The organism is Niallia sp. 01092, from assembly GCF_052318935.1.
GTDB lineage: Bacteria > Bacillota > Bacilli > Bacillales > Cytobacillaceae > Niallia.
Genome location: NZ_JBQRKO010000001.1, coordinates 183703 through 205840 on the forward strand (window position 1 = coordinate 183703; position 22138 = coordinate 205840).

Consider the following 22138-nt stretch of genomic DNA (forward strand, 5'->3'; position numbering starts at 1 on the left):
ATTCCTTTTTAATTAGTAGTATAATGGAGGTACTCGATGGACGTTAGGCTAGAAGGGAATATTGTGATGTCATTATTAAAACTTAGCTTTTCTGCCTGTATAGGCGGATTGATCTTTTATGTCTGTAATTTACCGTTAACCTGGCTGCTTGGCCCAATGATTGCGACGGTTATTTTTTGCAAAGTAACAAAACAATATCCGAAACTACCGTTTTCTTTTCGAAATATAGGGTTAATTTCCATTGGCTACTCGATTGGAATCACTTTTACTAAAGACACGTTTAACGAAATGGCCAGCCACTTACCATCCATGATAGCAATGACTGTTGCTATGATCGCTTTTAGTATTATTCTTGCATTTATCACAACAAAAATTACGCGTACGAATTATAAGTCTACAATTACAGGAAGTATTCCTGGGGGACTAACACAAATGACAGCATTATGTGCAGAATTAAAAGGCGTCGATCTTGCAGTGGTGACAATTATACAAGTAACAAGGATTATTTCCGTTGTTATGCTTGTGCCCTTTCTTGTTTATAGTCCGCTGCTGCATGGTAAGGAACATGCAGGGGGTGTGATTGTTCAGCAAGCAAATCCGTTTCATTGGACGATTCTTCTTTATCTACTTTTTGCATTTATTGCTGCAAAAGTTGTAGAAAAATGTAAGTTTCCAACCCCGTTTTTAATTGGACCGATGGTGGTGATAGCTGCACTTGTATTAGGAGGTATTCATGTGCCAACAGTACCTGTCAGCATCATCAGTATTTCGCAAATTTTAATCGGTATCGATTTAGGATTACGAGTGAAATTAGGAACCATTGAAAATAAAGCGGTATTTTCGACTGTTGCCATTGTTTCATCACTACTATTAGTTGCTTTTTCCTTATTGCTAAGCATTATCTTAATTAATTTGGATGATAATATTAGCATCATTACTGCATTTATCGGATTAGCACCAGGTGGTATTGCGGAAATGGCAGTATTAGGGCAAGCAGTGAATGAGGAATTGACAATCATTACAACCTATCAATTATTTCGATTATTATTTATCTTATTTTGTGTCCCACCACTAATGAAATGGACATTTCACCTATTGGATAAAAAAGAAGAAATGCGGATGCTAGTTTTAAAAAACAGTAAATAAAAAGGCAAAACCTGAATCTAATAATAGGGCAGGTTTTGCCTTTTTTGTCGTCTAGGAAATTGGACAGGTTTTTAATCCAGGTGCAGGTTGGGCTTCAAAAGGAACATATATTGTCTGTTCAATTAATTGGATTCTATATATAGCTGAATGGCTTATCACGAAATGCTTTGATGTATCTGCAGACTTAATCAGAGTATCGAACCGCTAACATTTATTGGGATTTTGCTGATCATTCATCAATGCCATCCTGTATTCCAGCATCTATTTGCACTCAAGGCTCATTCATTCTTTCGCCATCAAATTGGGAAGGAAGTCGGGGAAGTATTTACCAGCGAAACGCAAAAATTTTGAAAAACCAGGTACTACACGTTTTTTGTTTTTTTCCATACCTTTGATTCCATGCTTAACGAGAGTCTTCAAACTCATATTTGGACCTCCTTTCTGCATGTTCGGTTGAAGATTGGTTTCGGCAACGAGGGGTGGGACAAGCTCCATTACGTGAATATTTTTATTCGATTTCTTTAGCTGTATTCGAAGTGCGTCGGTAAACATATGCACGCCTGCCTTTGTTGCGGAATACACAGGATGAATGGGCGAAGTAATATAGGAAAGACCAGAGCTTACGGTTACGATTATTGCTTCCCTTTGTTTGGAGAATTGGGGAAGCAATGCTTTTGTCATCCATACGGTCCCGTTTAAATTCGTTTCGACTTCAGAAGTTGCCTGCTCTAGATCAACATTTTCATCTAGCATTTGAAATGGACGCATGATGCCTGCTGTGTTGATTAAAATATTGGCCTCGGGATAGTTTTCATTAATGAATGCTGCCATTTTGCGAACAGAATCCGCATTTGAAACGTCACCTTGAAGCCCGACTAGTCCTTTATTATCTTTTGTTATTTTATCGATGGTTTCTTGATTACGACCAACAACAATGACTTTATTGCCACGTTTCAACAATTCATTGGCAAAGGCAAGACCAATACCTGAGGTACCGCCTGTGATGATAATTGTATTTTTATTAAGCTCCATATAGATTCTCCTTTGCTAGTTACAAATTTTAATTTTTGTAACTAAGTAATAATATTAAGATATACTGTTAAGTTACAAAAGTCAATAGTTGTAACTGGAAGTGTTTGTATGTATAATGAATGCATGAAAAGTTTAAGCAGAGAACTAATATTGGAAACCGCTCACCGAATGGTGGCTGAACAAGGCATGGAGAAAGTTAATCTTTCAAAAGTCGCAAATGAACTAGGAACGACTCATGCGGCGATCTATAAGTATTTCACAGGAAAAGAAGAACTATGGACCGCTCTTGCAAGTTCATGGCTTAATCATGAATTGGCAATACTTTTTCCTTTTGAAACTGAAAATTATTCATCTACAAAGGAAATCGTTCATGACTGGCTATGGAGTTTAAGCGAATCCAAATATCAATCTTATTTACATGAGCCAGAAATGTTCAAGTTATATACTACCTATATTGATGGAAATCCAATTGTATGGGCCCGACACATTGAAGATTTAGTGGGAAGCTTAAAAGCGGCAAGTAAAATCGAAGACAACGGGCTTTTACATGCCCTTCTGTTGGCATTCTCCTGGTTTTCCGCACCTGCCTTTGCAGAAAAGTGGTTACTGATTGATATTAAAAGAGAATTTGAAGGGGTCTGGAAGCTGATTGAAGCGGGGATATTGGAATAACAGCGATATTTGGCGGATGGTGTTTATGGTGCGGCTAGATATAGTAATATCCTCCTGCTATACATCGCCAAGGGCCTATAACTTGCCGTTACAGACAGCGCGGTGAACCGTACCATAAGTGAAGCGTTTTAGTAATAAAATAGACAACTAACTTTGGTTTTTTTTCACATACCAAAGTTAGTTGTCTATTTTTATTTTTCACATCGATTCACCACTAATGATCAGTGAACACACGTCTCGATTGTTCATTGATCGCTTCGGTAACAATCTGTATGGAACGAAGTGTCGTTTGAGACCTGCGAGCAACAAGGTAAATATGGCGTGTCAATTCTGGTTGTAGGTTTAGAAGATGAACACCTTCTACCTGCTCTGTTACTGCTAGTTTCGGTAGAATGCCAATAGCAAGATTATGAGCAACCACTGTCTGTATGGACGAATAGCTCTGAAAGATATTCATAACATTTGGTTGGAACCCAGCAGTTCGACACAGGTTCTTTGTGTATTCTGAAAGGTAGGTACCATCAGGCTCTATTACCCAATTCTCCTCCATAAGCACATCTATACTGACATGAGGGTGGTCTATCAGTGGATTTTCATCACCGACTAGAACCATCAGACGGTCTGTTCCAAGTTTGATGAGACGTCGATCGTTTTGCTTGAGCGAATGAGGCTTTTCAAAATAAGCGACAACAGCTAGATCAAATTGATGGGAGTCAAGCGCAGGAAGACTCCCATCCGGTTCCATTTCTGATAACCTAATCTGAAGCTCAGGGAATCTTTTCGACAATTTCGATACAGCTGGAATAACAATTGCACGCAAAGCACTTGAGAAGGAGGCAATCCGAACAGTCCCCTGAATGACGTCAGAAGTGTCACTTAGAGAGTTCTCAATCAATTCAAGCTGATTAAGCACTGGTTTAACCTGTTCCACCAGAGCGCGCCCCGCATGTGTTAATTGAACTCTTCGTCCCACTTTTTCAAACAAAATTGTATTGGTTTCTTTCTCCAGAAGGTTAAGCTGTTGCGATACAGTTGCTGTGCTAATATACATGACTTCGGCAACACGATGCATGGTTCCTAATGTTTCAAATTGTACAAGTAATTGTAATCGCCAAGTGTTGAGCATTTGATTCCTCCTTTCAGCATAACTAAACATATTGTTAAGGAAAACTTGATTGTTTTGTGTTTAATATTAATTAATAATAAACATTAAGTACATTAAGAGCAAATTTATGAAGGAAAGCGAGGAAGAAAAATGATGAATCCATATGAAAAAAGAACGAATCCTTGGGGGGACGTGGAACGACACGTTGGAAGATATGGTGCACCATTCTTCATCCCAGAAATAATCGACCGTGCCGAGGGGAGCTATGTATACACGGAAGAAGGAAGAAAAATCTTAGACTTCACATCGGGTCAGATGTCCTCGACAATCGGCCATTCTCATCCTGATGTGGTGGCAACTATACGTGAAGCCGCTGGTCGACTCGATCATCTGTTCAGTGGGATGCTTTCAAGACCTAGCATTAACCTATGTACACACATTGCCCAGACAGTAACGGCTCCTCTATCCAAAGTCATCCCTCTATCGACTGGTTCGGAAGCGAATGAAGCTGCATTAAGAATGGCAAAGTTGGTCACAGGGAAGTTCGAGATTGTCTCCTTTAACCGATCATGGCATGGGTTAACAGAAGCCAGTGCAGGAGCAACGTATGCTTCTGCTCGAAAAAGTGGATTACCTGGCTCACCCGGACAGTTGGCCATTCCCACTCCTTATGACTATCGGCCAGATTTCGTGGATGAAAATGGGAATCTTGATTGGCAGAAACAGCTAGATTATGGTTTTGCAATGGTCGATGCCCAATCTGTGGGTAGCTTGGCAGCGTGCATCGTAGAACCAATTGTATCTGGTGGTGGCATCCTTGTTCCTCCGCCCGGATATTTAGCTGCACTTAAGAAAAAATGTCAGGAGCGAGGAATGCTCTTAATCTTTGATGAGGCGCAAACAAGCTTTGGTAGAACAGGGCATTGGTACGGTTTCCAGCACGACGGTGTAACCCCAGACATTTTGACATTATCAAAAACACTTGGCGCAGGACTACCACTTGCTGCTCTCGTGACAACAGAAGAAATTGAGCAAAAAGCCCATGATAATGGTTTTGTATTTTACACTTCGCATGTCAATGATCCACTCGTAGCAGCTGTTGGGTGCACGGTCATGAATGTAATTGAACAGGAGAGTCTCCTTGTACAGGTCCGAGAAAAAGGGGAATATCTAGCTGCAGTACTAAAAAAGATGGTGCAAACACATGAAGTCGTCGGCGATGCTAGAGGGCGAGGTCTGCTGCAAGGAATCGAGATTGTAAAGGATAAGATTAGCAAAGAACGCTCAGAAGAGATTGGTGATCGAATTACGGCACGATGCCTTGAGTTAGGTCTCCATATGAACATTGTCTGTTTGCCTGGTATGGGTGGGGTTTTCCGAATAGCGCCACCGCTCACTGTGAGTTACGAAGAGCTGGATGAAGGACTTTCCATTCTTGATCAAGCCATTACGGATGTGGAGAACACGTTATGAAACTACTGAAAATGAGCAACAAACCATTTCTGTTCAAGAGGAAATCATCTTTTTGGGAGGAGGTCAGAATGGTTCGGGACTACGATCCTTCCGTTACCTCGAACACTCAGGTGATTCTCACATATTCTGGATTACATGCAGTTTGGTTTTACCGGTTATCCCATCTATTGTGGACGAGGAATCATCATTTAGCTGCACAGTTGATTTCGCAGCTTGCTCGTGTGCTAACAGGGGTAGAAATTCATCCTGCAGCAACCATTGGGAAAAGACTACTGATTGATCATGGAACAGGGATTATTATCGGAGAAACAGCTGAGATTGGTGACGATGTTATTATTTATCAAGGTGTCACACTTGGAGGCGTAAGTAATAAGCCAGGAAGACGTCATCCGAAGATAGGAGATCGTGTCTTTATCGGCGCAGGAGCTGCAGTTTTAGGAGCAATCACAATAGGAGAAGGCGCAAAAATCGGAGCCTTGGCTCTTGTTTTGAAGGATGTTCCAGCTCAACATACAGCAGTAGGCAATCCAGCAAGAATCATATCACCGAAATAGCTTTTAGAAGAGTACTGCACCACTAGCTAATGGAGATGATACGGATTTATATATTTCTAATATTGGTGTAGATACTGTCGATTCACTTTCTGGAAATTTTATAGTTAATAAATATAATGAAAAGGGTAACTGGGTTCTTGTTAGACAAATAAGTATTAGCGCTAAGAACATAAAACCAGGAAAGAAGCTACTAAAATCAGTTCATAATCCTCAAACACATGGATATGAACAACAAGTTATATCATTTGTAGCAAAAGATGGAAAAGATGTTACAACAAGTACTGCAAGTAAAATACAAGGGTTAAAAATCCATATAATTGGAGAAGTATTAAAACGTTAGCTGATTATACATACAGACATGCTCCAGACTTTGGGTTATCAAAATATGAAGAAATGGGATATTCCAAAAAAGCGAATAATTTTTATAACAATAGAAAGAATGCTGGTTATGAATATTTTAAAGGAAATGATGGTAATATTAGGGTTTATCAAATTTCCACAAATTCTGATTCAATTTTTATTAAATATGGTCATGATAGCAAGGATATTCCTGTAATTGAAATGGTGCAAAGTGGGAAAGGGCATGAATTACCCAATTCCTATGTAGTAAAAATTAATGTTACACCACAGAAAAAAGGAATATTAGGAAGAGACACTATCACTTTTGGAGTAGAACCAAACAAAAATGAAAAAGGGAATATTGAAATAAGAATGTTAGATTATAAACACACTGCTGGATCAGAGAAATAAGAAATAAAAAAATTTCATATTAAAAGGGTGTCAGAATACGACACCCTTCATGTTTTATCAATTAAATCCTTCAGCAGTATATAGTCATCAGTATACGCTTGGTAGACTCTCACATAAAATTCAGCTTCGTTATTGTCTCCATCTCCAGCGCCACTTATATTTTTAGCTAATAATCTATTTTTAAAGTTATCTATTCTTACATATGCATTCTTTACTATGAGTCTTACATCTTTTTTACGAGAATTTGATATAATAAATAATTCATCCTCCAATTGTTGCATACGAATTTTTCCGTTATTACTAAGAGAATGATCATAAAGAGGATACAGAGCAATCTTTCTTGCTTTAGATGTATTAAGTGAATTTTACATCATTAATTTAATGATAGAAGAAAGGATCTTTCATTCGTATACACTCTACATAAAGCTAATCGCATATTTACACATTTTTTTCGGGTTAACGAACAGGTTCATCACCAGTGATTCAAATCAAATAAGGGGGAAAATGAATTGAAAATAATTCCTGTATATGCCCTATCAGGATTTTTGGGTAGTGGAAAAACGACTTTATTAACCGGTATGTTAAATTATCTTAAACAGCAAGGGAAACGACCGGCTGTTATCATGAACGAGATAGGAGATGTAAATATAGACGGGCTTTTAGTAGATCATGATGTGCCGATGACAGAAATGTTAAACGGGTGTATTTGCTGTACGATAAGAGAAGATTTGGGTGCGACTCTTTTAAACATGTACCACCAATTCCAACCAGATATTATTATCATTGAGTCAACCGGGATCGCCAATCCACTGGAGCTCATCGAAGGAATTACAAATGTTTCTTTAAAAGTTGATATTGAGTTAAAACTTGTAACAACAGTTGTCTCAGCACCGCATTTTCTTGCGCTTACGCATGAAAGAAGAAAGACGCGCCGCCTTATGGAGGAACAAATTCGTTGTGCCGATTTACTTCTCCTTAATAAAACAGACCAACTTACAGACGAGCATAACCAAAAAGTCAAAAACCAGCTTATGCAATTAAACCCGCATGCTAATATTATAGAAACATTACGTTGTGACATAGATATGGACGTGCTGTTTACTTCTATCCATAGAGAAGGAGAACTTCGTGGTCAAAATGAACAGCAGTATCCTTCTATTGAAAAAGCGAGCGAGTATACTCATCATCATACGCATAACCATGTCATGACTTATACGCATCGATTTGATGGAGCGGTCGATCGTCAAAAATTTAAGAAACTGTTTAGTGAAATACCTTCTGAAGTGTATCGAGCAAAAGGGGTGATTAAATTCATAGAGGATCATGAGCAATATTTATTTCAATATGCCTATAGGGAAATAGAATTTGTAAAAATAAACCTTCAACAGTCTGTAGAACCAGTAGCCGTTTTCATTGGAGATCATTTTGATAAGATGCAGGTAAAGCGTGCTATTCATGAACTTGCTGTTAATATTTGAACAAGTAATTTATTGTAATAAAAATTTCAAAAGAGAAGGCAAATAAAAATGACCTCCTTAATTAGCTATCAAATCAGTGATTTTATTGGTAAATTAAGGAGGTTATATTTTATTGATTTCTTATTTATATATATCTTCTAATAGGTATGTATTTCTTCCAATCCCATTAATTTGGTCTTTATATCCAAGCAGCTGCCTTAACCTTGTATTTGGATATTCCAGCATGACTCGTAACTCTTTGGTAGAAATTTCAGGATACTCTAACAATAACTTTTGAATTTTAGTTATTTCATTTATATCATAATTTGTTTTATACACTATAAAAGGGGAGAGGTATTCTGCAATATTTATTTGAGTCAATTCCTCATTTCCTGTCCATTTGAATAACCTTATTTGTTTTTGGAAACGATTGATATTATTTTCAACTGATAAAAAGCGATATATTAAGTCACTCTTCACTATAGAATGGTCAGATTGTTCTAAAAAACCTTGTTCTAACAAAAAGACTACTATTCCCATAAAAGTATCAACAATCTGTAGTGGGATAGACTTCTCTGAATCCTGTGATATTACCTTATTTACACGATAATTTTTATTCCTATAAGCAGAATGAGCATTCATTTGTTCAATGATTTTATCATTTAAAAACAATTTATCATATTCATCGTTGCTATCTATTTTTATCTTTACATTAACTAAGTCACTATTATTGCCAATGTGAGATAAATCACGTGTTAATCCATAAAAAAGCCTTTCAGGTATTTTAATATAGAACAGGTTTCGTAACTCAGTAGCCGACAATCCAATTTTATCTGCAGCAGAAAAGGCATCTTCATTATTAACTATTAATATATTAATTCTAATGTTCTCATTAATAACTGTATGTAATGTTTGAAAATATTTTTTTATATGAGTATCCTTTGTATATTCACGAAAATGAAGTTCTCTGTTAGACTGGCTCTTCTTATAAATTTTTCTAATTTGTTTTACAAGGTTGGCCAACGCATTATCTGTGCCACTATAAGCTCCATAATAAGAGAACTCTTTGTTAAATTGGTCAATTTTATTCGATTCGTCAAAATATATTAAGTAATTCATACCACACTTCCTAAATGTTTTGGTTGACTTACAATGTATAGATGTTATAATTGCATCATAAAATATATCGTATTACTTTCTCCGCTACCGTTTTGTAGAGCTGGTAATACATGCACGGAAATAGCTTTTCCCCGCTACCGACACGGCAGGGCTGAGCTATTTTTTCTTTTTTATTAGTCTAAAAAGTGTATAACCAATATATTCGTGCTCAAGTGAGCAAATAAAAATATGAAAAATTAATTCTTATACGTACTCATATGAGTGTATAAAAATTAACCGACTTTGCAAAAGAGTGTTCTTTAATACGGAATGCTTTTTTATTTTTATGCTTATTATACCAAACGTACGTTTGATAAGTATATATTATTTAACAATTCGTAAAATGTGCACTATATGAATTATAAAGGAATTGAACATTCACGGCTAAGTTATTCTACACACTGGATTGAGTAGGCTCAATATGATCCTGTATGTGCAGCCAAAATACGTGAAGTCAAAGATTGGATGAGATGCATCAAAAGAGTGATTCTAATACGTTTGTTTAAAAAGTCTAAAAGATAGTACTCGAGGAGATTGGTATAAATTGACATGTAACAATCTTACATGTATAATTTTGGTTAACATGAATGTCAATGAAAAGAGGGATACTTGTGTCACCACGTACAAAAGAACAAAATGAAGAAATTAGAAGACAGCGAAAACAGGAAATATTGCAAGCAGCCATACTTGTGTATGCGGATAAAGGATACTCAGCTACCGAGGTTGGTGATATTGCTGCAAAGGCCGGTCTTGCACGCGGTTTGGTGTATCATTATTTTGAGAACAAGCAAGCCTTGTTTCGTGAGTTGTATGAACATATGATGGGCAAGACCAAAAGGACGACTGTTTCCCATTTCGAGCAGAAAGGATCTGCACTGGAATTGCTAAGCGAGTATGCACGGTTAGTTTGCAGGAAAGTTCTGGAAGAACCAGCGATATCACGCTTTTATATGCGCATCAGTCTAGATATCCATTTTTTGTACACGGAAGAACAATTCTCTTCCTTTGAATGGGTGAAGGATTTCATTCAGCCTATGACATCTACCATTGAAAAGGGCATGAAGCAAGGAACAATTCGTCAAGGGAACCCGAGCCTCATAGCCATGCAATTCTGGGGAGCCATATCTCAAGGTATGAACTATCTGGGCCAATTGCAACAGGAACTTCACAAGAATGAGACTTCTGAACAAGAGATAAAAGATCAATTAATGGTTGTACTGGAGCAAGTGACGGAAACAGCTTTAGCTATCGTCATACCGGAGTAAATTTTTTTGCCCTTAATATTGACATTCGTGTAAATCAAAAAAAGAGGTGTATAAATGACATTAGTGACTATGAAGCAATCAGATTTTGATACATTAAGTGACGAAAGACTGGGATGGGCATGTGGGGGAGACAACGCTTTTAAGTATTCGCGGGAAAGATGCTACTGCTAAGGCGCAGGCTATAACTAGTTTGAACAAGGGTCAGCAGGCATTATGTATGTTCAGGGTATTTTATGATCATGCTAAGAATTCGGCAATCGAGTATTATTCTTGGGTAGCTTATTTGCTTCAGACTCCGGGGTATTGGCCAGGAGTGACCGAGGGACTGCTTTATTTTGAGGACCAAAACATGCTACAGCTACTTGAAGATACGAATAAGGTTATTGAGGAGCGGAATAATAAGTTTAATGGGATTGCTTCTTTTAAAGATCTAGAGCAAGATAATGAACTATCCTATACAGTAAATCGATTATATGAAAGGTTTCAGGAGATTGTTCCTAATAGCTTGAAACGAATTAGTACGTATATCCGAATGAATCAGCATGACTTTGTCATTATTGTAAAGTAATTCTGTTTAAAAAGTGAACCCAGTAATCGACGAACGTTGCTCAGTAGTTTTAAAAGAAATAGTGTCAGCAAAATACAAATTTTTATAAATTTAAAAGTTTAAAATATTAAATAAAAAGTTAATAAATTTTTATTCTGTCTCACTATTAAAAGTATACTTAATAATGAGACGGAATTTTTGTTTTATTTAATTGCTGATCATAATATATATTATGGTGATGGCGTTTTATGAAATAGCAAAATAGCTATTCCACTCTATGTTTGTAACTTCTGTTTTTTATTTCGTCCATATTAATGAATTGGCAGCTATATTCAATCACATCATTTAAATATAAATTATGTTGTTTTGCAAAATCTTTTAGATTAGCAAGTAATTCTTTATCATATGTTGTTTTGTATTGAATGCGATCTTTAGGTCTTAAATCTTTATTATAAGTAATACTTTTGTTAGACAATACATACTGTAAGCCATTTTCAATTAAATAATTGATATGTGTATCATTTTCTTCAGCAAGTTCATTTAATTCTTTAAGTAATACTTTACTAATATTTGTTCTAAACGGGATTCTTGCTACATCAGTTTCTTGAATTAATTTTCCATTTGTTAATTTCCACATATTTATTACCTCCAAAATGTGAGAATGTAGTATATATTATATCTGCAGTTATATAGAATGTTTTTCCATTCGTTCTCTTTTGTAAAATACATAATTATCCTCAGTCGTATTATATATTATTTTTGCTAATTTAGGCAGATCGTATTTACCTTTTACCCAAACTCGGAATATTGTATTTTTTGAGAATCTATTATCAGAAGTTATCTCAGTCCGTAAATTCCATGATTTAAAAACAGATAGCAATCCTTCAGCAAATTTAATACTTCCTGTCGTTACATTCATTACATATCCTCTATCTTGAACCCACCCATCCCCGTCGATTACACCTCTAATAAAAGAAGGGAGAAATTTTTCTGGTATATTTGGAAATGGAACTGTTAAGGATTTATTTGGTATAATACCAAACTTCTCTAAATCCATTTTTATTTCTTTAGAATTTATTATAAGTGTTGGCGTTTTTCTTGTTGGGTATATTGCTGATATGTTCCAATTTGCTTCTAAATAATCGGCAATCAAATGAAGAATTCTTTCATTTTTTTGTGTAATGGTAATAGTATGTGTCTGTTTAGATATTGTTCCATCTGTTAAAATAATACCTAATACCCATGCCATTTCATGTGTCCATATTTTAAAAAAATCCTCATTTACTCTATGCTTACGTGGCTGCCCTGATGATTGTTCCCGATTCATTTTCACACCATGCTTATACATCACATTACGAATAGCTTGAGCAGAGATGCCTACAATTGGTACCATCTTTTTAAAGGGCATTCCACTTTTGTACATTTTAATAATTACTTCATCTGTCATTCCTGGATTTCTCGGCATACTATTCCCCCTGATATTAATATTCTGCCATCTTAATAATTTTGTGAATTCGTGCAATTGATTGGTTTTTATTTTTCTTAGAATGAATGTTCTTATGATTAATTTTACGAACGTATATTCCGTTTGTAAACAGTTTAAGAGCAATGTTCATTATTTGAACAAATTTCTAAAAAAAGTATCCATCAATTAGCAGAAAACGTACTAATAAAAAACAGCCAATCATCACTTTGGCTGTTTTGCAGTGGTTTTTCAGACGATTTAGTTTTCCCTAATTATACATCTCTTTTAAGAAAGGAGTTATTTTTTGGATATTATTGATTAATCAGTACACCTAATATTTTTTCTTAAATCTAACTGCAAATAAAAAAATTTTCCAATTAAGGAAACTTTTAGCTATCGATGTTATTGTATCTATTCCTTTCCTAAATTAACAACCGATTTTTTAAGAAATAATGTAACTACTTTTATTTTTTCAACCTCACAACGAAGTTTATAAAAATATTGAACAAGTTCATGCTCGTCTTCCATTTCAAACTTGCGTAATGTTCTTTTACCGATGCGACGATCTAATAGACAAAGAATTTTAATCAGAATTTCTGAAGACTTTAATAATTCTTCAATTGGTGAGTTAAAGTATTCTTCTAATGCTGAGAAAAAATCGTATTGACCATAAATTCCTTCTGCTTTAAGCATTTTATGAGCCTGATCTTGTATAGCACGATTTTTGGTTACATCATTATAGTCACAGTTATATTGATTAGTTTTGGCTCGTATTTCACGTTCTCTATAATATTCTTCAATTTCCGCTGTAATGGTACACATGCTTAATACTTCCACTTTATCAACAGTAATTACAGCTCTGCCTAATTGATCATGAGCTTTCCGGTAATTGATCACTTGAAAATCCACTCTCTTACGCAATGGCTCACATATAAAATTTGATAAATGCTTTTTTGCTTTACTCCATTTTGGACTAAATAACAAATGGCAACCTCCAATTTTTTTTTCTGGTCTTTAATTGAATAACACTTTCTTCTATAATTATACATGGATTGGAAAAATAAAACATCTGATTTGTTTTCGTATTTACTACTCTAGAAAAAATACAAACAGCCAAGGTTTATTTTGGCTGTTTGTATCTTATTGGTTACATCTAATACCCAGAATCCTCAGATGTCAAGTTATCAATCATCTTATAATCGTACTTTTGCAATGGTTTTTCAGCTGGACCTTCCATTACTTCACCAGTATACGAAAATCTAGATCCGTGGCACGGACAATCCCAAGACCGCTCTCCGCTGTTCCATTCGACTTCGCATCCGATGTGTGTACAGGTTGTATCGACAATATGGAGCTTCCCTTCTTTGTCTTTATAAGCACCTTTTCTGTGCCCATCTATCGTAATAACAGCACCTTCGTCATTGGATAAATCACAGATTCGATTAAAAGGAGTTTCCAATTTTCCTTTAATTAAATGACTGACAACGTTTGCGTTTTCTACTAAAAAGTTTTTCAGACTTGGGTTCATATGGAAGCGTGAAGGGGCAAATAATTGTTCATACTTGTTCTTTCTCCCCGCTACCATATCTCTAAACAACAGTGCTGCCGCCGTTCCGTTTGTCATTCCCCATTTTCTGAATCCAGATGCAATCAATACATTCTTTTTTCCGGAAGTTATTTCTCCGATATATGGGATTTTGTCAAGTGTTGTTAAATCTTGGGTTGACCAGCGATAAGGAATATGTTCGAGTCCGAAAACTTCTTGGCCAAACGTCTCTAAAGCTTTGTAATGATTGAATGTATCTTCACCTTGCCCAGTTTTATGACTTTCCCCAATTATGAGTACCATTTCCTCCCCGTTTATTGTTACTGAACGGAGAGATCTTGTTGGCTGATCAGCACTAATATACATTCCGCCTGGATACTCTTTTTTTACTTTAGCAGCGATAACATACGCACGTTCTGCATGCATTCTTGTAGAATAAAGACCTGCTCCTTCATAAAATGGAAAATGAGAACAGGATAGAATATAGTTGCCTAAAGCAGACGCGCTTCCCCGAGTAAGAACGACTGGCTGCTTTCCATTTTTAATATTCACTGCAGTAGTATTTTCAAATATTTGTCCCCCTTTTTCTGTAATGGTTTGAATGAGGTGAAACAAATATTTAACCGGATGAAACTGTGCCTGGTTTTTCATCACAAGCGCATTTTTTATTTCGATGTTAAACGGAATGGTATCAACCAGTCCGCCTTCTATCCCCAGTTCTTTATAAGCATGCGCCTCATTTTCTAGTTTACGTGCATTTTTTTCAGTTGTAGTGTATACATAGGCATCTTGGTTAACAAAATCACAATCAATTTGATGCTTCTCTACCAATCCTCTAATAAACATTAAAGCCTCTGTATTGGCCTCATAATACAAACTTGCCATCGATTTACCTGTATAGCGAATAAGCTCATCGTAAATGACATCATGTTGGGCGGTGATTTTAGCTGAAGTGTGACCTGTTGTCCCATTCAGTAATTTCCCCGCTTCTAAAATGGCAACCTTAAAGCCTTCATTCACTAAAAGATACGCAGAGGTAATGCCGGTAATGCCCCCTCCTACAATAACGACATCAACTTGTATGTCTTCATCCAAACGCGGAAAATCAGGCAATTGAATATCCTTTGTCCAATAGGATTCAGGGTCTTGTGGCAATTTCCCATTATTATGATTGTTGTTTATCACTAAAAATCCTCCATTTAATGTTTTTAATGTTATCTTTACCATTTAACGGAAGAATAAACTTTAAGGATTAAAACAGTCAAATTTCACTGTAATTATTATAGTAAGATTATTTTTCTGGAGTCTAAGTTCGAAAATTTTAGCATATTTGTGTAAATAAACTACATTAACATAATAAAATAGTTAATTAAATGAATAATATCCGAATTAGTGTACAATGTTGAAAATAAATAAAAAGCACAATCCTTTTTAAAGAACTGTGCTTGATTTTTGTTTATATAATTTGAAGCTCATTATTTATGTTTGATTGCATTACTTAATTGCTTTGCTAACCTTCACTTTCTTTCCTTTGATTGTTGTCGTTTGCATAGCCTGTAAGACTAATGAACCTTTGCCATTCAGTATATCGACATAGGTTAACTGTTCCTGTATCGTGATAATTCCAATATCATCTGCTGTTACTCCAGGAATTTTCGCGATAGTTCCAACAAAATCGACTGCTCGCAGCTTTTTCTTTTTTCCGCCATTGAAATGCAGCTTCATAATATCTTTGTTTATTCGTGCCGTTTTGTTGTTTTTAACAAGTCGGCGTCCATTCATTTTTTCTTCGAATGCAGCTTTTCCTTTAGCTACATCTTCTTGTAATGGAGCTTCCATTTTTTGTATGTCGAAGCCAATATAGTTTTCAATTGCTTTAATAAATTTTCCTTCAAACGGAGTTGCAAACGTAATCGCTCTTCCTTTATTACCAGCACGACCAGTTCTTCCTGTTCGATGAACATAGCTCTCTTTCTCCATTGGAACATCATAGTTAATAACAAGCGTTACATTGTCAATATCAATTCCCCTTGCAGCTACATCCGTTGCGACAAGGTAACGGAAATTCCCGATTTTGAAACCATCCATAACGGCAAAGCGATCTTCTTGATCTAATCCACCATGTAGTTTTTCACAAGCATAATTGGCTTCTTCCAGGTCATTAAACACGGAATCAACATGTTCTTTTGTTCTACAAAAAATAATACAGCTATCTGGGTTTTCAACCACTGTTACGTCTTTAAGCAAGGAAATTTTTTCTTCTTCTTTCACTTCGATTAATCGATGTTCAATTGTATTCGTTGTTATTTGGTTAGCATTAATTTCAATATGAATAGGATTTTTCATATATTGATGACAGAGATTTTCAACATCTTTTGGCAATGTTGCAGAAAATACCATTGTCACTCTATTCGAAGGAAGTTCTTTTATAATTGCTTCTACCTCATCAATAAACCCCATATTTAGCATTTCATCGGTTTCATCAATGATAAAATACTTTATGTTGTCTAAAGGAAGGGTTCCTCTTTCAATATGGTCAATCACACGACCAGGTGTACCGACAACAACATGCGTTTTTTGTTTTAATTCTTCCTTTTGTTTCGAAAAGGGCTCTTTTCCATAAACGGCCATCGCTTTAATTCGTTTAAACCTGCCGATGTTTGTTAAGTCTTCACGTACTTGAACAGCAAGCTCCCGAGTTGGTGTAAGAATTAATGCTTGTGGCTTTTTTTCCTCCCAATCTATCATTTCGCAAATAGGTATACCAAAGGAGGCCGTTTTCCCGCTGCCTGTTTGAGATTTCACGACAAGATCTTGATTATTCAATGCTTTTGGCAAAACTTCACGTTGAACTTCTGTAAGAGTTTCGTACTTTAACACAGTAAGTGCTCTTTTTATTTCATTGCTTAATGGAAATTCCTCAAAATTACTTTCAATCATGTATTAACCTCTTTTTATATTATTATTCAACTTATATATAGAATTCTCCAAATGGAAATATCTTATGCAAAATCTGAATATGTTCATTATACATGAAATTTCAGACTAGTAGCGTTTTATATGGATTGATTGAAATAAGTAACGAACAGACATTTTTATCAAAAAAATTGGTATCACAAAGCTAGAATAAAGTAAATCCCGCATTCAAAAATTTTCTGTTTTTGCTTTACCTACATAGAAAATGCCCATGTTTTGTTGTTATTTTCCGAAAGAAATTCCCCTTTCACATTCTACCATCTCATCAATAAGAATAAGATTTTTTTATCAAACTTCTCCATCATTTGTTGGGTCTACATAAAAAGACCAACTTTACAAAAATGTAAAGTTGGTCACTGTTTATTTGACGTAGCGTGATGAATTTTTAATATTGGACAGTTTATTTTGTAAACTTGCTCTATCTCGCTCATTTGATTCAATCGATTTGTTACAACTTTTTGTCCATATCCTTTTGGAGCGGAGGCAATTAAAATTACGTTTTCTTTATTATTCACTAATAAGACCCCCTAACAAAGTTTTGATAAAGTAGCAATACGTATATCCTTTTGACTCAAGTATAGCATTAAATATTTCGGTTTATTTATATTTCATCATTCTCTCTCTATTATATTATCAATTTTGACTAATAAATCATTAATACTTCGCTGATAGTCTTCATTTCCTGATTTTTCATCTATATTCCAAGGAATCTGATTTTGCTGTAAAAGGTGAATAAAGTCATTTACGTGACAATCTGCTATGTATGCTGCTCTTTCAATGGATATTCTATTTGCCAAAAATAAAGTAATCGCAAAAGAAGTATGAATTGCTTCGTCTATTGATTGCTGACTGTTTATCGATTTCAGTTTGGAAGCTACGTCTTTTGGGACAGTAATTAAAACTTGCTCCTCACTCCTATTATTTTCATTTCGTTCAATTTCTTCCCATTCTTCATGGGTAATGCCAATAGGTGCTCCACCTTCTGTATAATCGACGATAAATGCAAAATGTTCATCTGATTCAATAATAGAGTCCCATTCTTCAAAATTATTGGAAATATTTTTCTTTATCTCTTTTCTTCTAGATTTTTTACAATTTTTACATAGATGTTGACGATGTCCTTTTCCACTAAATTGTTCATTAGGTCGATAACATCCACATCCTCTACAATAATGGCCACGTCTTGTCTTTCCCATTCAAACCTCTCTAATTGTCATATTTACTTACACACCAACCTGCAACAAATACCCCGTCAGCGTCTCAATTCGTTTCTTGCACTTCCTCTATTTCTGGCATGGAAGATACTTTCACAGCGTTAAAAGTTTTATCCATGTGTGAATCGAAGGATTTTTTACGATTTTCCAATTGGAAGGAACAGACTCCATCGTTGCACGAATGATTTCATTAACATTCCATATAAAAGTTGTTCAAAAAGTTCGAGAAGCCTAATTATCGATTTACTTCGTCACGTCGTTACCCCAGTAGACAACAAAGCTCTCCCATTTGAACACAATTATATATATTCTAATATAGTATACAGCAATTTTTTTAGTCAAATCTATCCGTATTCTGTTTCTATTTTCGATGTTAGTATTCTTGTAATTCAAACTTATAATTATGGACGCTTTTCCCTAGGCTCTGTAACACCTATAATATTTATTGTATTCGCATTATCAATTGCTTTAATTACTCCATTCGAAATCTCCTCGTGTGTCAACCATCTCGAATAATTATTTTCAATAATAAAACCTAGCTGTACGATTCTATAAAAACAATTAGCTGGTACTTTAATATTTCTCTTAATGTTTAATAAATCTGAACTACTTCCTAAAATATGAAGTAAAGTCCACTGGTTATGGTTTATAGAATTGTGTTTTAAAATAATTTCCAGTGCATTTTTCGCGTAAGAGTGTATCCAAGCAATCAGTAAATCAATCTCACCGTTTTTATTAATGATAAATTCCATTTTTTCATTAAGCTCGTTTTCATTTTGATAATCAACCAAAATTGGTGTAATCAAACAATCATTTTCAGCTCTTTCTATGAGACGCTTCATTTTTTCTGGGTTTCGACCAATTACAGATACGTGATATCCGTTGTTCATTAACCATAAAGATACATTTGATAACATTCCTGTACCACCAACTACTAAAGCGTGTTTCATGCTATCACATCCTGTTTATATTTAGTATCATATTCTTTAACAGGACAGGGACGAGGAATTTGTGAATTTTACTTATCATAAAAAAATACAGTCTTCCTAACCAATTATTCATATAAACTACAGTCGATACCGTTACATATGTTGATCCATTCCCTTCGTTTAATAAAATGGACATACGAAAATTCAAATGACGATCATCTTCCCCTAGCAATATTTCATTAGATGAACGATTCTTGACATGAAATATTCCCGTATTGCTTCCCTGCTCAAATGTCATATTTTGTACTTCAAACCGATTAGATGTCTTTAACCCAATAAGCCTAACTATTTTATCTCGCACCATCATTAAATGAGAAACCCAAGAAGGAACAGAAGTGAAAAACAACCGCGTTATTGTATCTACATCAAAATCTGCCTTATCAGGTAGTAGAGCCTTATATGCATCTGAATAATGTTTATAAGTAAAAGCTTGGCTTGCCAAGGAATTTTTAGGAATGGACACCTCTTCTATAACATATTTTTTCATCATTTCACTTTCACTCCTTCTCCTTTTTGACTTTACCACTTATGTTTTCAGTGTGAAACCTATTCATTTACTTATTATAATTTTGGAGTGAATACAATTTCAAAAAATAGAATAGATTATTTGCATATTCAATAAAAAAGCCCCTATATGTACGGACTTTTCCTTTCTTATCTTACTCAAAATATAAAAATTGCTCCATTTCTTTAGGGCTTAAATCGTTTGGTTCGATACCTTTAGCTTTACAATACTCTCCTAATGCTCTAATCTTTACTTTTGGTGCTTCTGAACTTGGTGGAAAGGCAAATACACCATTGGGAAAAGCATTGCCGAATCTTTCAATATCTCTTTGCACCTTAGCATCACTCCTAGACTTAGTGCAACCAATTGAAAGTCCATCCGTAATCAGGCAAATACTTAGTTTTCTTTATTTCTTCTTTACCTACTTTTCGGAAAAAAAACATAGTCTTTTCTTTTGTATGATATTTTCTCAGCATATTATCGATCTCTTTCTTTGTTACTCTAAATATTATTTCATAAATAGATTGTCCTTTCGTTATATACAGGAAAAACATCTTTTTATTTGATGGAACGATAGCTTTTCCCTTTAGCATTAACGAGAATATGATCCTTTCTTTTTTTGGTAAGAGCCTGCACTTGGCCCTTGTAGGTCAAAAAAGGCAGAAGGACTTATAACTGAACTTTTAATCTATTAAATAAACCCACCATTAACTCGAATTGTTTGACCTGTTATCCATTGTGATTGCTTGCTTACTAGAAATGCTATGACATCCGTGATATCTTCTGGTTCACCAATGCGGTTAAAAGCATTCAACTTCTTTATCCCTTCAATTTGTTGCTCAGATTTGCCAAATGTGAAAAGCGCTGTGTTAACTGGCCCTGGTGCAACTGCATTGATTGTGATTTGTTTAGGTCCAAATTCTTTTGCAAGCTGTCTTGTGAATTGTTCAACAGCTCCTTTTGTTCCAGCATAGACACTGTAGGAAGGGAACATCTGCCCGTTTACAGAAGTGGATAAATTCACAATACGCCCCTCTTTCTCCATATGCTTCATTGCCAATTGACAAGCGAAGAAAGTACCTTTTGCATTAATAGCAAAATGCTGGTCAAAATCTGCTTCTGTCACTTCTAAAAGAGGTTTGTTTACCATTAAACCAGCATTATTAACTAAAATATCTAATTTTCCGAAAGCACGAATAGTTCCAGCGAATAAGTTTTCAAGATCACTTATATTACCAATATCTGCTTTTAATGCAATCGCTTCCCCGCCTTTCTCTTGAATGCTTTTTACAACTTCGTCTGCTTTTTTGCGACTACTGGAATAATTAACTACAACCTTAGCTCCTAAACTTGCTAATTGTTCAGCTATTGCCCTTCCTATTCCTCTTGAAGACCCTGTCACAATCGCTACTTTTCCGCTTATATTTGTCGTCATGTATAATCCCTTCTTTCTCTTATTTTTGTTGCTTACCGGATTTTATACTTTTTTAAAGCCTTCTTTTATTAAATCCCATACTTGATCGAACTCTTCATTAATTGTTTTGCTCTTCCATTCATACGCATGAGAAGGATGATGAAATCTTGCCGTTGCGAAAAAAATAGATCGTGCTAACTTATTTTTATCCTTTACTTCTTTTATGATATTTGCATTAATCCCTTTTTCGATGACGAAGATTAATTGTTCGATAATGCAATTAACGTGATGTTGAATAAGAGCAGCTGATTCAGCTGTCACTTCTGCATACATTTCAAACATTTCTTCATCATTTAGGGCATGATTTTGCTTAAGAGAAATTAAGTGAAGTAAATATGTTTTCAATAATTCTTCTGAATCTGCTGCTTCAGAATTGATGAGAGCTTGCAGAGGAGCAATAATTTCTTCTTCCAACCATCTCTCTGTTACAGCTTCTCTTAATACGGTTTTACTGGAATAATGTCTATAAATCGTTCCATGACTTACATTTAACAATTTTGCTATATCAGTTACAGATGTTTTTTTCGGTCCATAGTGACGAAATGTTTTTTCGGCTGCATCTAGAATGTCTTTTTTACTTAAAATAGTATTTTTCTTTTCCATAATCAGCAATAAAATATTGCTGCTCTCACCTCCTGATTTGAGATTAACATAACAAATAACAAATGACAAATATTATAATTTGTAATTTGTTATTTGGATTTTTAAAGTAATTCTTTTCCTTAGCTGTGATACTATCTTTATTTACATAGAGACAAATTATTGTATACAAAAAAAAGCCCGGATAACTTTATCCGAGCATTAGATGAA

Annotated in this window: 24 protein-coding genes; 8 read left to right on the top strand and 16 right to left on the bottom strand. The window is 35.1% G+C overall.

Annotation, left to right across the window (positions count from 1 at the left end; genetic code table 11):
* The first annotated feature begins 36 nt into the window (after positions 1-36).
* Positions 37-1146, top strand: a complete 1110-nt coding sequence (locus ACTXGU_RS00945) for an AbrB family transcriptional regulator (RefSeq protein WP_443479615.1) — start codon at positions 37-39, stop codon at positions 1144-1146.
* 282 nt (positions 1147-1428) lie between these two features.
* Here the strand turns inward: ACTXGU_RS00945 and ACTXGU_RS00950 are convergent, their stop codons facing one another.
* Complete coding sequence (locus tag ACTXGU_RS00950; protein WP_443479616.1) at positions 1429-2178, bottom strand: SDR family oxidoreductase; 750 nt, start codon at positions 2176-2178, stop codon at positions 1429-1431.
* Between the two features lie 108 nt (positions 2179-2286).
* Here ACTXGU_RS00950 and ACTXGU_RS00955 point away from each other — a divergent pair, with 108 nt between their 5' ends.
* The gene (locus tag ACTXGU_RS00955; protein ID WP_443479617.1) at positions 2287-2850 is read left to right on the top strand and encodes a TetR family transcriptional regulator; all 564 of its coding nucleotides are present in this window, start codon (positions 2287-2289) and stop codon (positions 2848-2850) included.
* A 214-nt stretch (positions 2851-3064) separates the two neighbouring features.
* On the opposite strand, the gene ACTXGU_RS00960 is transcribed toward ACTXGU_RS00955, so the two are convergent.
* Positions 3065-3976, bottom strand: coding sequence for a LysR family transcriptional regulator (locus ACTXGU_RS00960; protein WP_443479618.1), 912 nt, complete (start codon positions 3974-3976; stop codon positions 3065-3067).
* Between the two features lie 129 nt (positions 3977-4105).
* Between ACTXGU_RS00960 and ACTXGU_RS00965 the strand changes: the two genes are divergently transcribed.
* The 3 genes from ACTXGU_RS00965 to ACTXGU_RS00975 all read left to right on the top strand — a co-directional run bounded on the left by ACTXGU_RS00965 (position 4106) and on the right by ACTXGU_RS00975 (position 6732).
* Complete coding sequence (locus ACTXGU_RS00965; protein ID WP_443479619.1) at positions 4106-5428, top strand: aspartate aminotransferase family protein; 1323 nt, start codon at positions 4106-4108, stop codon at positions 5426-5428.
* Between the two features lie 68 nt (positions 5429-5496).
* Positions 5497-5982, top strand: a complete 486-nt coding sequence (gene cysE / locus ACTXGU_RS00970) for a serine O-acetyltransferase (RefSeq protein ID WP_443479620.1) — start codon at positions 5497-5499, stop codon at positions 5980-5982.
* 393 nt (positions 5983-6375) lie between these two features.
* Positions 6376-6732, top strand: coding sequence for a hypothetical protein (locus tag ACTXGU_RS00975; RefSeq protein ID WP_443479621.1), 357 nt, complete (start codon positions 6376-6378; stop codon positions 6730-6732).
* 47 nt (positions 6733-6779) lie between these two features.
* Here ACTXGU_RS00975 and ACTXGU_RS00980 read toward each other — a convergent pair whose 3' ends face one another.
* Positions 6780-7013, bottom strand: a complete 234-nt coding sequence (locus ACTXGU_RS00980; RefSeq protein ID WP_443479622.1) for a hypothetical protein — start codon at positions 7011-7013, stop codon at positions 6780-6782.
* Between the two features lie 228 nt (positions 7014-7241).
* Between ACTXGU_RS00980 and ACTXGU_RS00985 the strand changes: the two genes are divergently transcribed.
* Complete coding sequence (locus tag ACTXGU_RS00985) at positions 7242-8210, top strand: CobW family GTP-binding protein (protein ID WP_443479623.1); 969 nt, start codon at positions 7242-7244, stop codon at positions 8208-8210.
* 120 nt (positions 8211-8330) lie between these two features.
* Here ACTXGU_RS00985 and ACTXGU_RS00990 read toward each other — a convergent pair whose 3' ends face one another.
* The gene (locus ACTXGU_RS00990; RefSeq protein ID WP_443479624.1) at positions 8331-9308 is read right to left on the bottom strand and encodes a DUF3800 domain-containing protein; all 978 of its coding nucleotides are present in this window, start codon (positions 9306-9308) and stop codon (positions 8331-8333) included.
* Positions 9309-9958: 650 nt separating this feature from the next.
* On the opposite strand from ACTXGU_RS00990, the gene ACTXGU_RS00995 reads away from it, so the two are divergent.
* Both ACTXGU_RS00995 and ACTXGU_RS01000 read left to right on the top strand, forming a co-directional pair.
* A complete protein-coding gene (locus tag ACTXGU_RS00995; RefSeq protein WP_443479625.1) occupies positions 9959-10612 on the top strand; it encodes a TetR/AcrR family transcriptional regulator in 654 nt (217 codons plus the stop codon).
* A 121-nt stretch (positions 10613-10733) separates the two neighbouring features.
* Positions 10734-11180 carry a hypothetical protein gene (locus ACTXGU_RS01000; RefSeq protein ID WP_443479626.1) on the top strand — a complete coding sequence of 149 codons (447 nt, stop codon included), beginning with the start codon at positions 10734-10736 and terminating at the stop codon, positions 11178-11180.
* Positions 11181-11424: 244 nt separating this feature from the next.
* On the opposite strand, the gene ACTXGU_RS01005 is transcribed toward ACTXGU_RS01000, so the two are convergent.
* The 12 genes from ACTXGU_RS01005 to ACTXGU_RS01060 all read right to left on the bottom strand — a co-directional run bounded on the left by ACTXGU_RS01005 (position 11425) and on the right by ACTXGU_RS01060 (position 21931).
* The gene (locus ACTXGU_RS01005) at positions 11425-11796 is read right to left on the bottom strand and encodes an rRNA methyltransferase (protein WP_443479627.1); all 372 of its coding nucleotides are present in this window, start codon (positions 11794-11796) and stop codon (positions 11425-11427) included.
* Between the two features lie 48 nt (positions 11797-11844).
* Positions 11845-12624: an LAGLIDADG family homing endonuclease gene (locus tag ACTXGU_RS01010; protein WP_443479628.1), complete on the bottom strand. Its 780-nt coding sequence runs from the start codon at positions 12622-12624 to the stop codon at positions 11845-11847.
* Between the two features lie 411 nt (positions 12625-13035).
* A complete protein-coding gene (locus tag ACTXGU_RS01015; RefSeq protein ID WP_443479629.1) occupies positions 13036-13608 on the bottom strand; it encodes an SF0329 family protein in 573 nt (190 codons plus the stop codon).
* Between the two features lie 169 nt (positions 13609-13777).
* On the bottom strand, positions 13778-15397 hold the full coding sequence (locus tag ACTXGU_RS01020; RefSeq protein WP_443479630.1) for an FAD-dependent oxidoreductase: 1620 nt from the start codon (positions 15395-15397) through the stop codon (positions 13778-13780).
* Positions 15398-15664: 267 nt separating this feature from the next.
* Positions 15665-17110, bottom strand: a complete 1446-nt coding sequence (locus tag ACTXGU_RS01025) for a DEAD/DEAH box helicase (RefSeq protein ID WP_443479631.1) — start codon at positions 17108-17110, stop codon at positions 15665-15667.
* A 389-nt stretch (positions 17111-17499) separates the two neighbouring features.
* Positions 17500-17661, bottom strand: a complete 162-nt coding sequence (locus ACTXGU_RS01030; RefSeq protein WP_443479632.1) for a hypothetical protein — start codon at positions 17659-17661, stop codon at positions 17500-17502.
* A gap of 96 nt (positions 17662-17757) precedes the next feature.
* A complete protein-coding gene (locus ACTXGU_RS01035) occupies positions 17758-18342 on the bottom strand; it encodes a UPF0175 family protein (protein ID WP_443479633.1) in 585 nt (194 codons plus the stop codon).
* A gap of 419 nt (positions 18343-18761) precedes the next feature.
* Positions 18762-19310 carry a short-chain dehydrogenase gene (locus tag ACTXGU_RS01040; RefSeq protein ID WP_443479634.1) on the bottom strand — a complete coding sequence of 183 codons (549 nt, stop codon included), beginning with the start codon at positions 19308-19310 and terminating at the stop codon, positions 18762-18764.
* Positions 19311-19314: 4 nt separating this feature from the next.
* A complete protein-coding gene (locus ACTXGU_RS01045; RefSeq protein ID WP_443479635.1) occupies positions 19315-19839 on the bottom strand; it encodes a DUF2867 domain-containing protein in 525 nt (174 codons plus the stop codon).
* Positions 19840-20008: 169 nt separating this feature from the next.
* Positions 20009-20188: a hypothetical protein gene (locus ACTXGU_RS01050; RefSeq protein WP_443479636.1), complete on the bottom strand. Its 180-nt coding sequence runs from the start codon at positions 20186-20188 to the stop codon at positions 20009-20011.
* Positions 20189-20545: 357 nt separating this feature from the next.
* Entirely contained in the window at positions 20546-21289 is a 744-nt protein-coding gene (locus ACTXGU_RS01055; RefSeq protein ID WP_443479637.1) for an SDR family oxidoreductase, read from the bottom strand.
* Positions 21290-21331: 42 nt separating this feature from the next.
* Entirely contained in the window at positions 21332-21931 is a 600-nt protein-coding gene (locus ACTXGU_RS01060) for a TetR/AcrR family transcriptional regulator (protein WP_443479800.1), read from the bottom strand.
* Between the last annotated feature and the right edge of the window lie 207 nt (positions 21932-22138).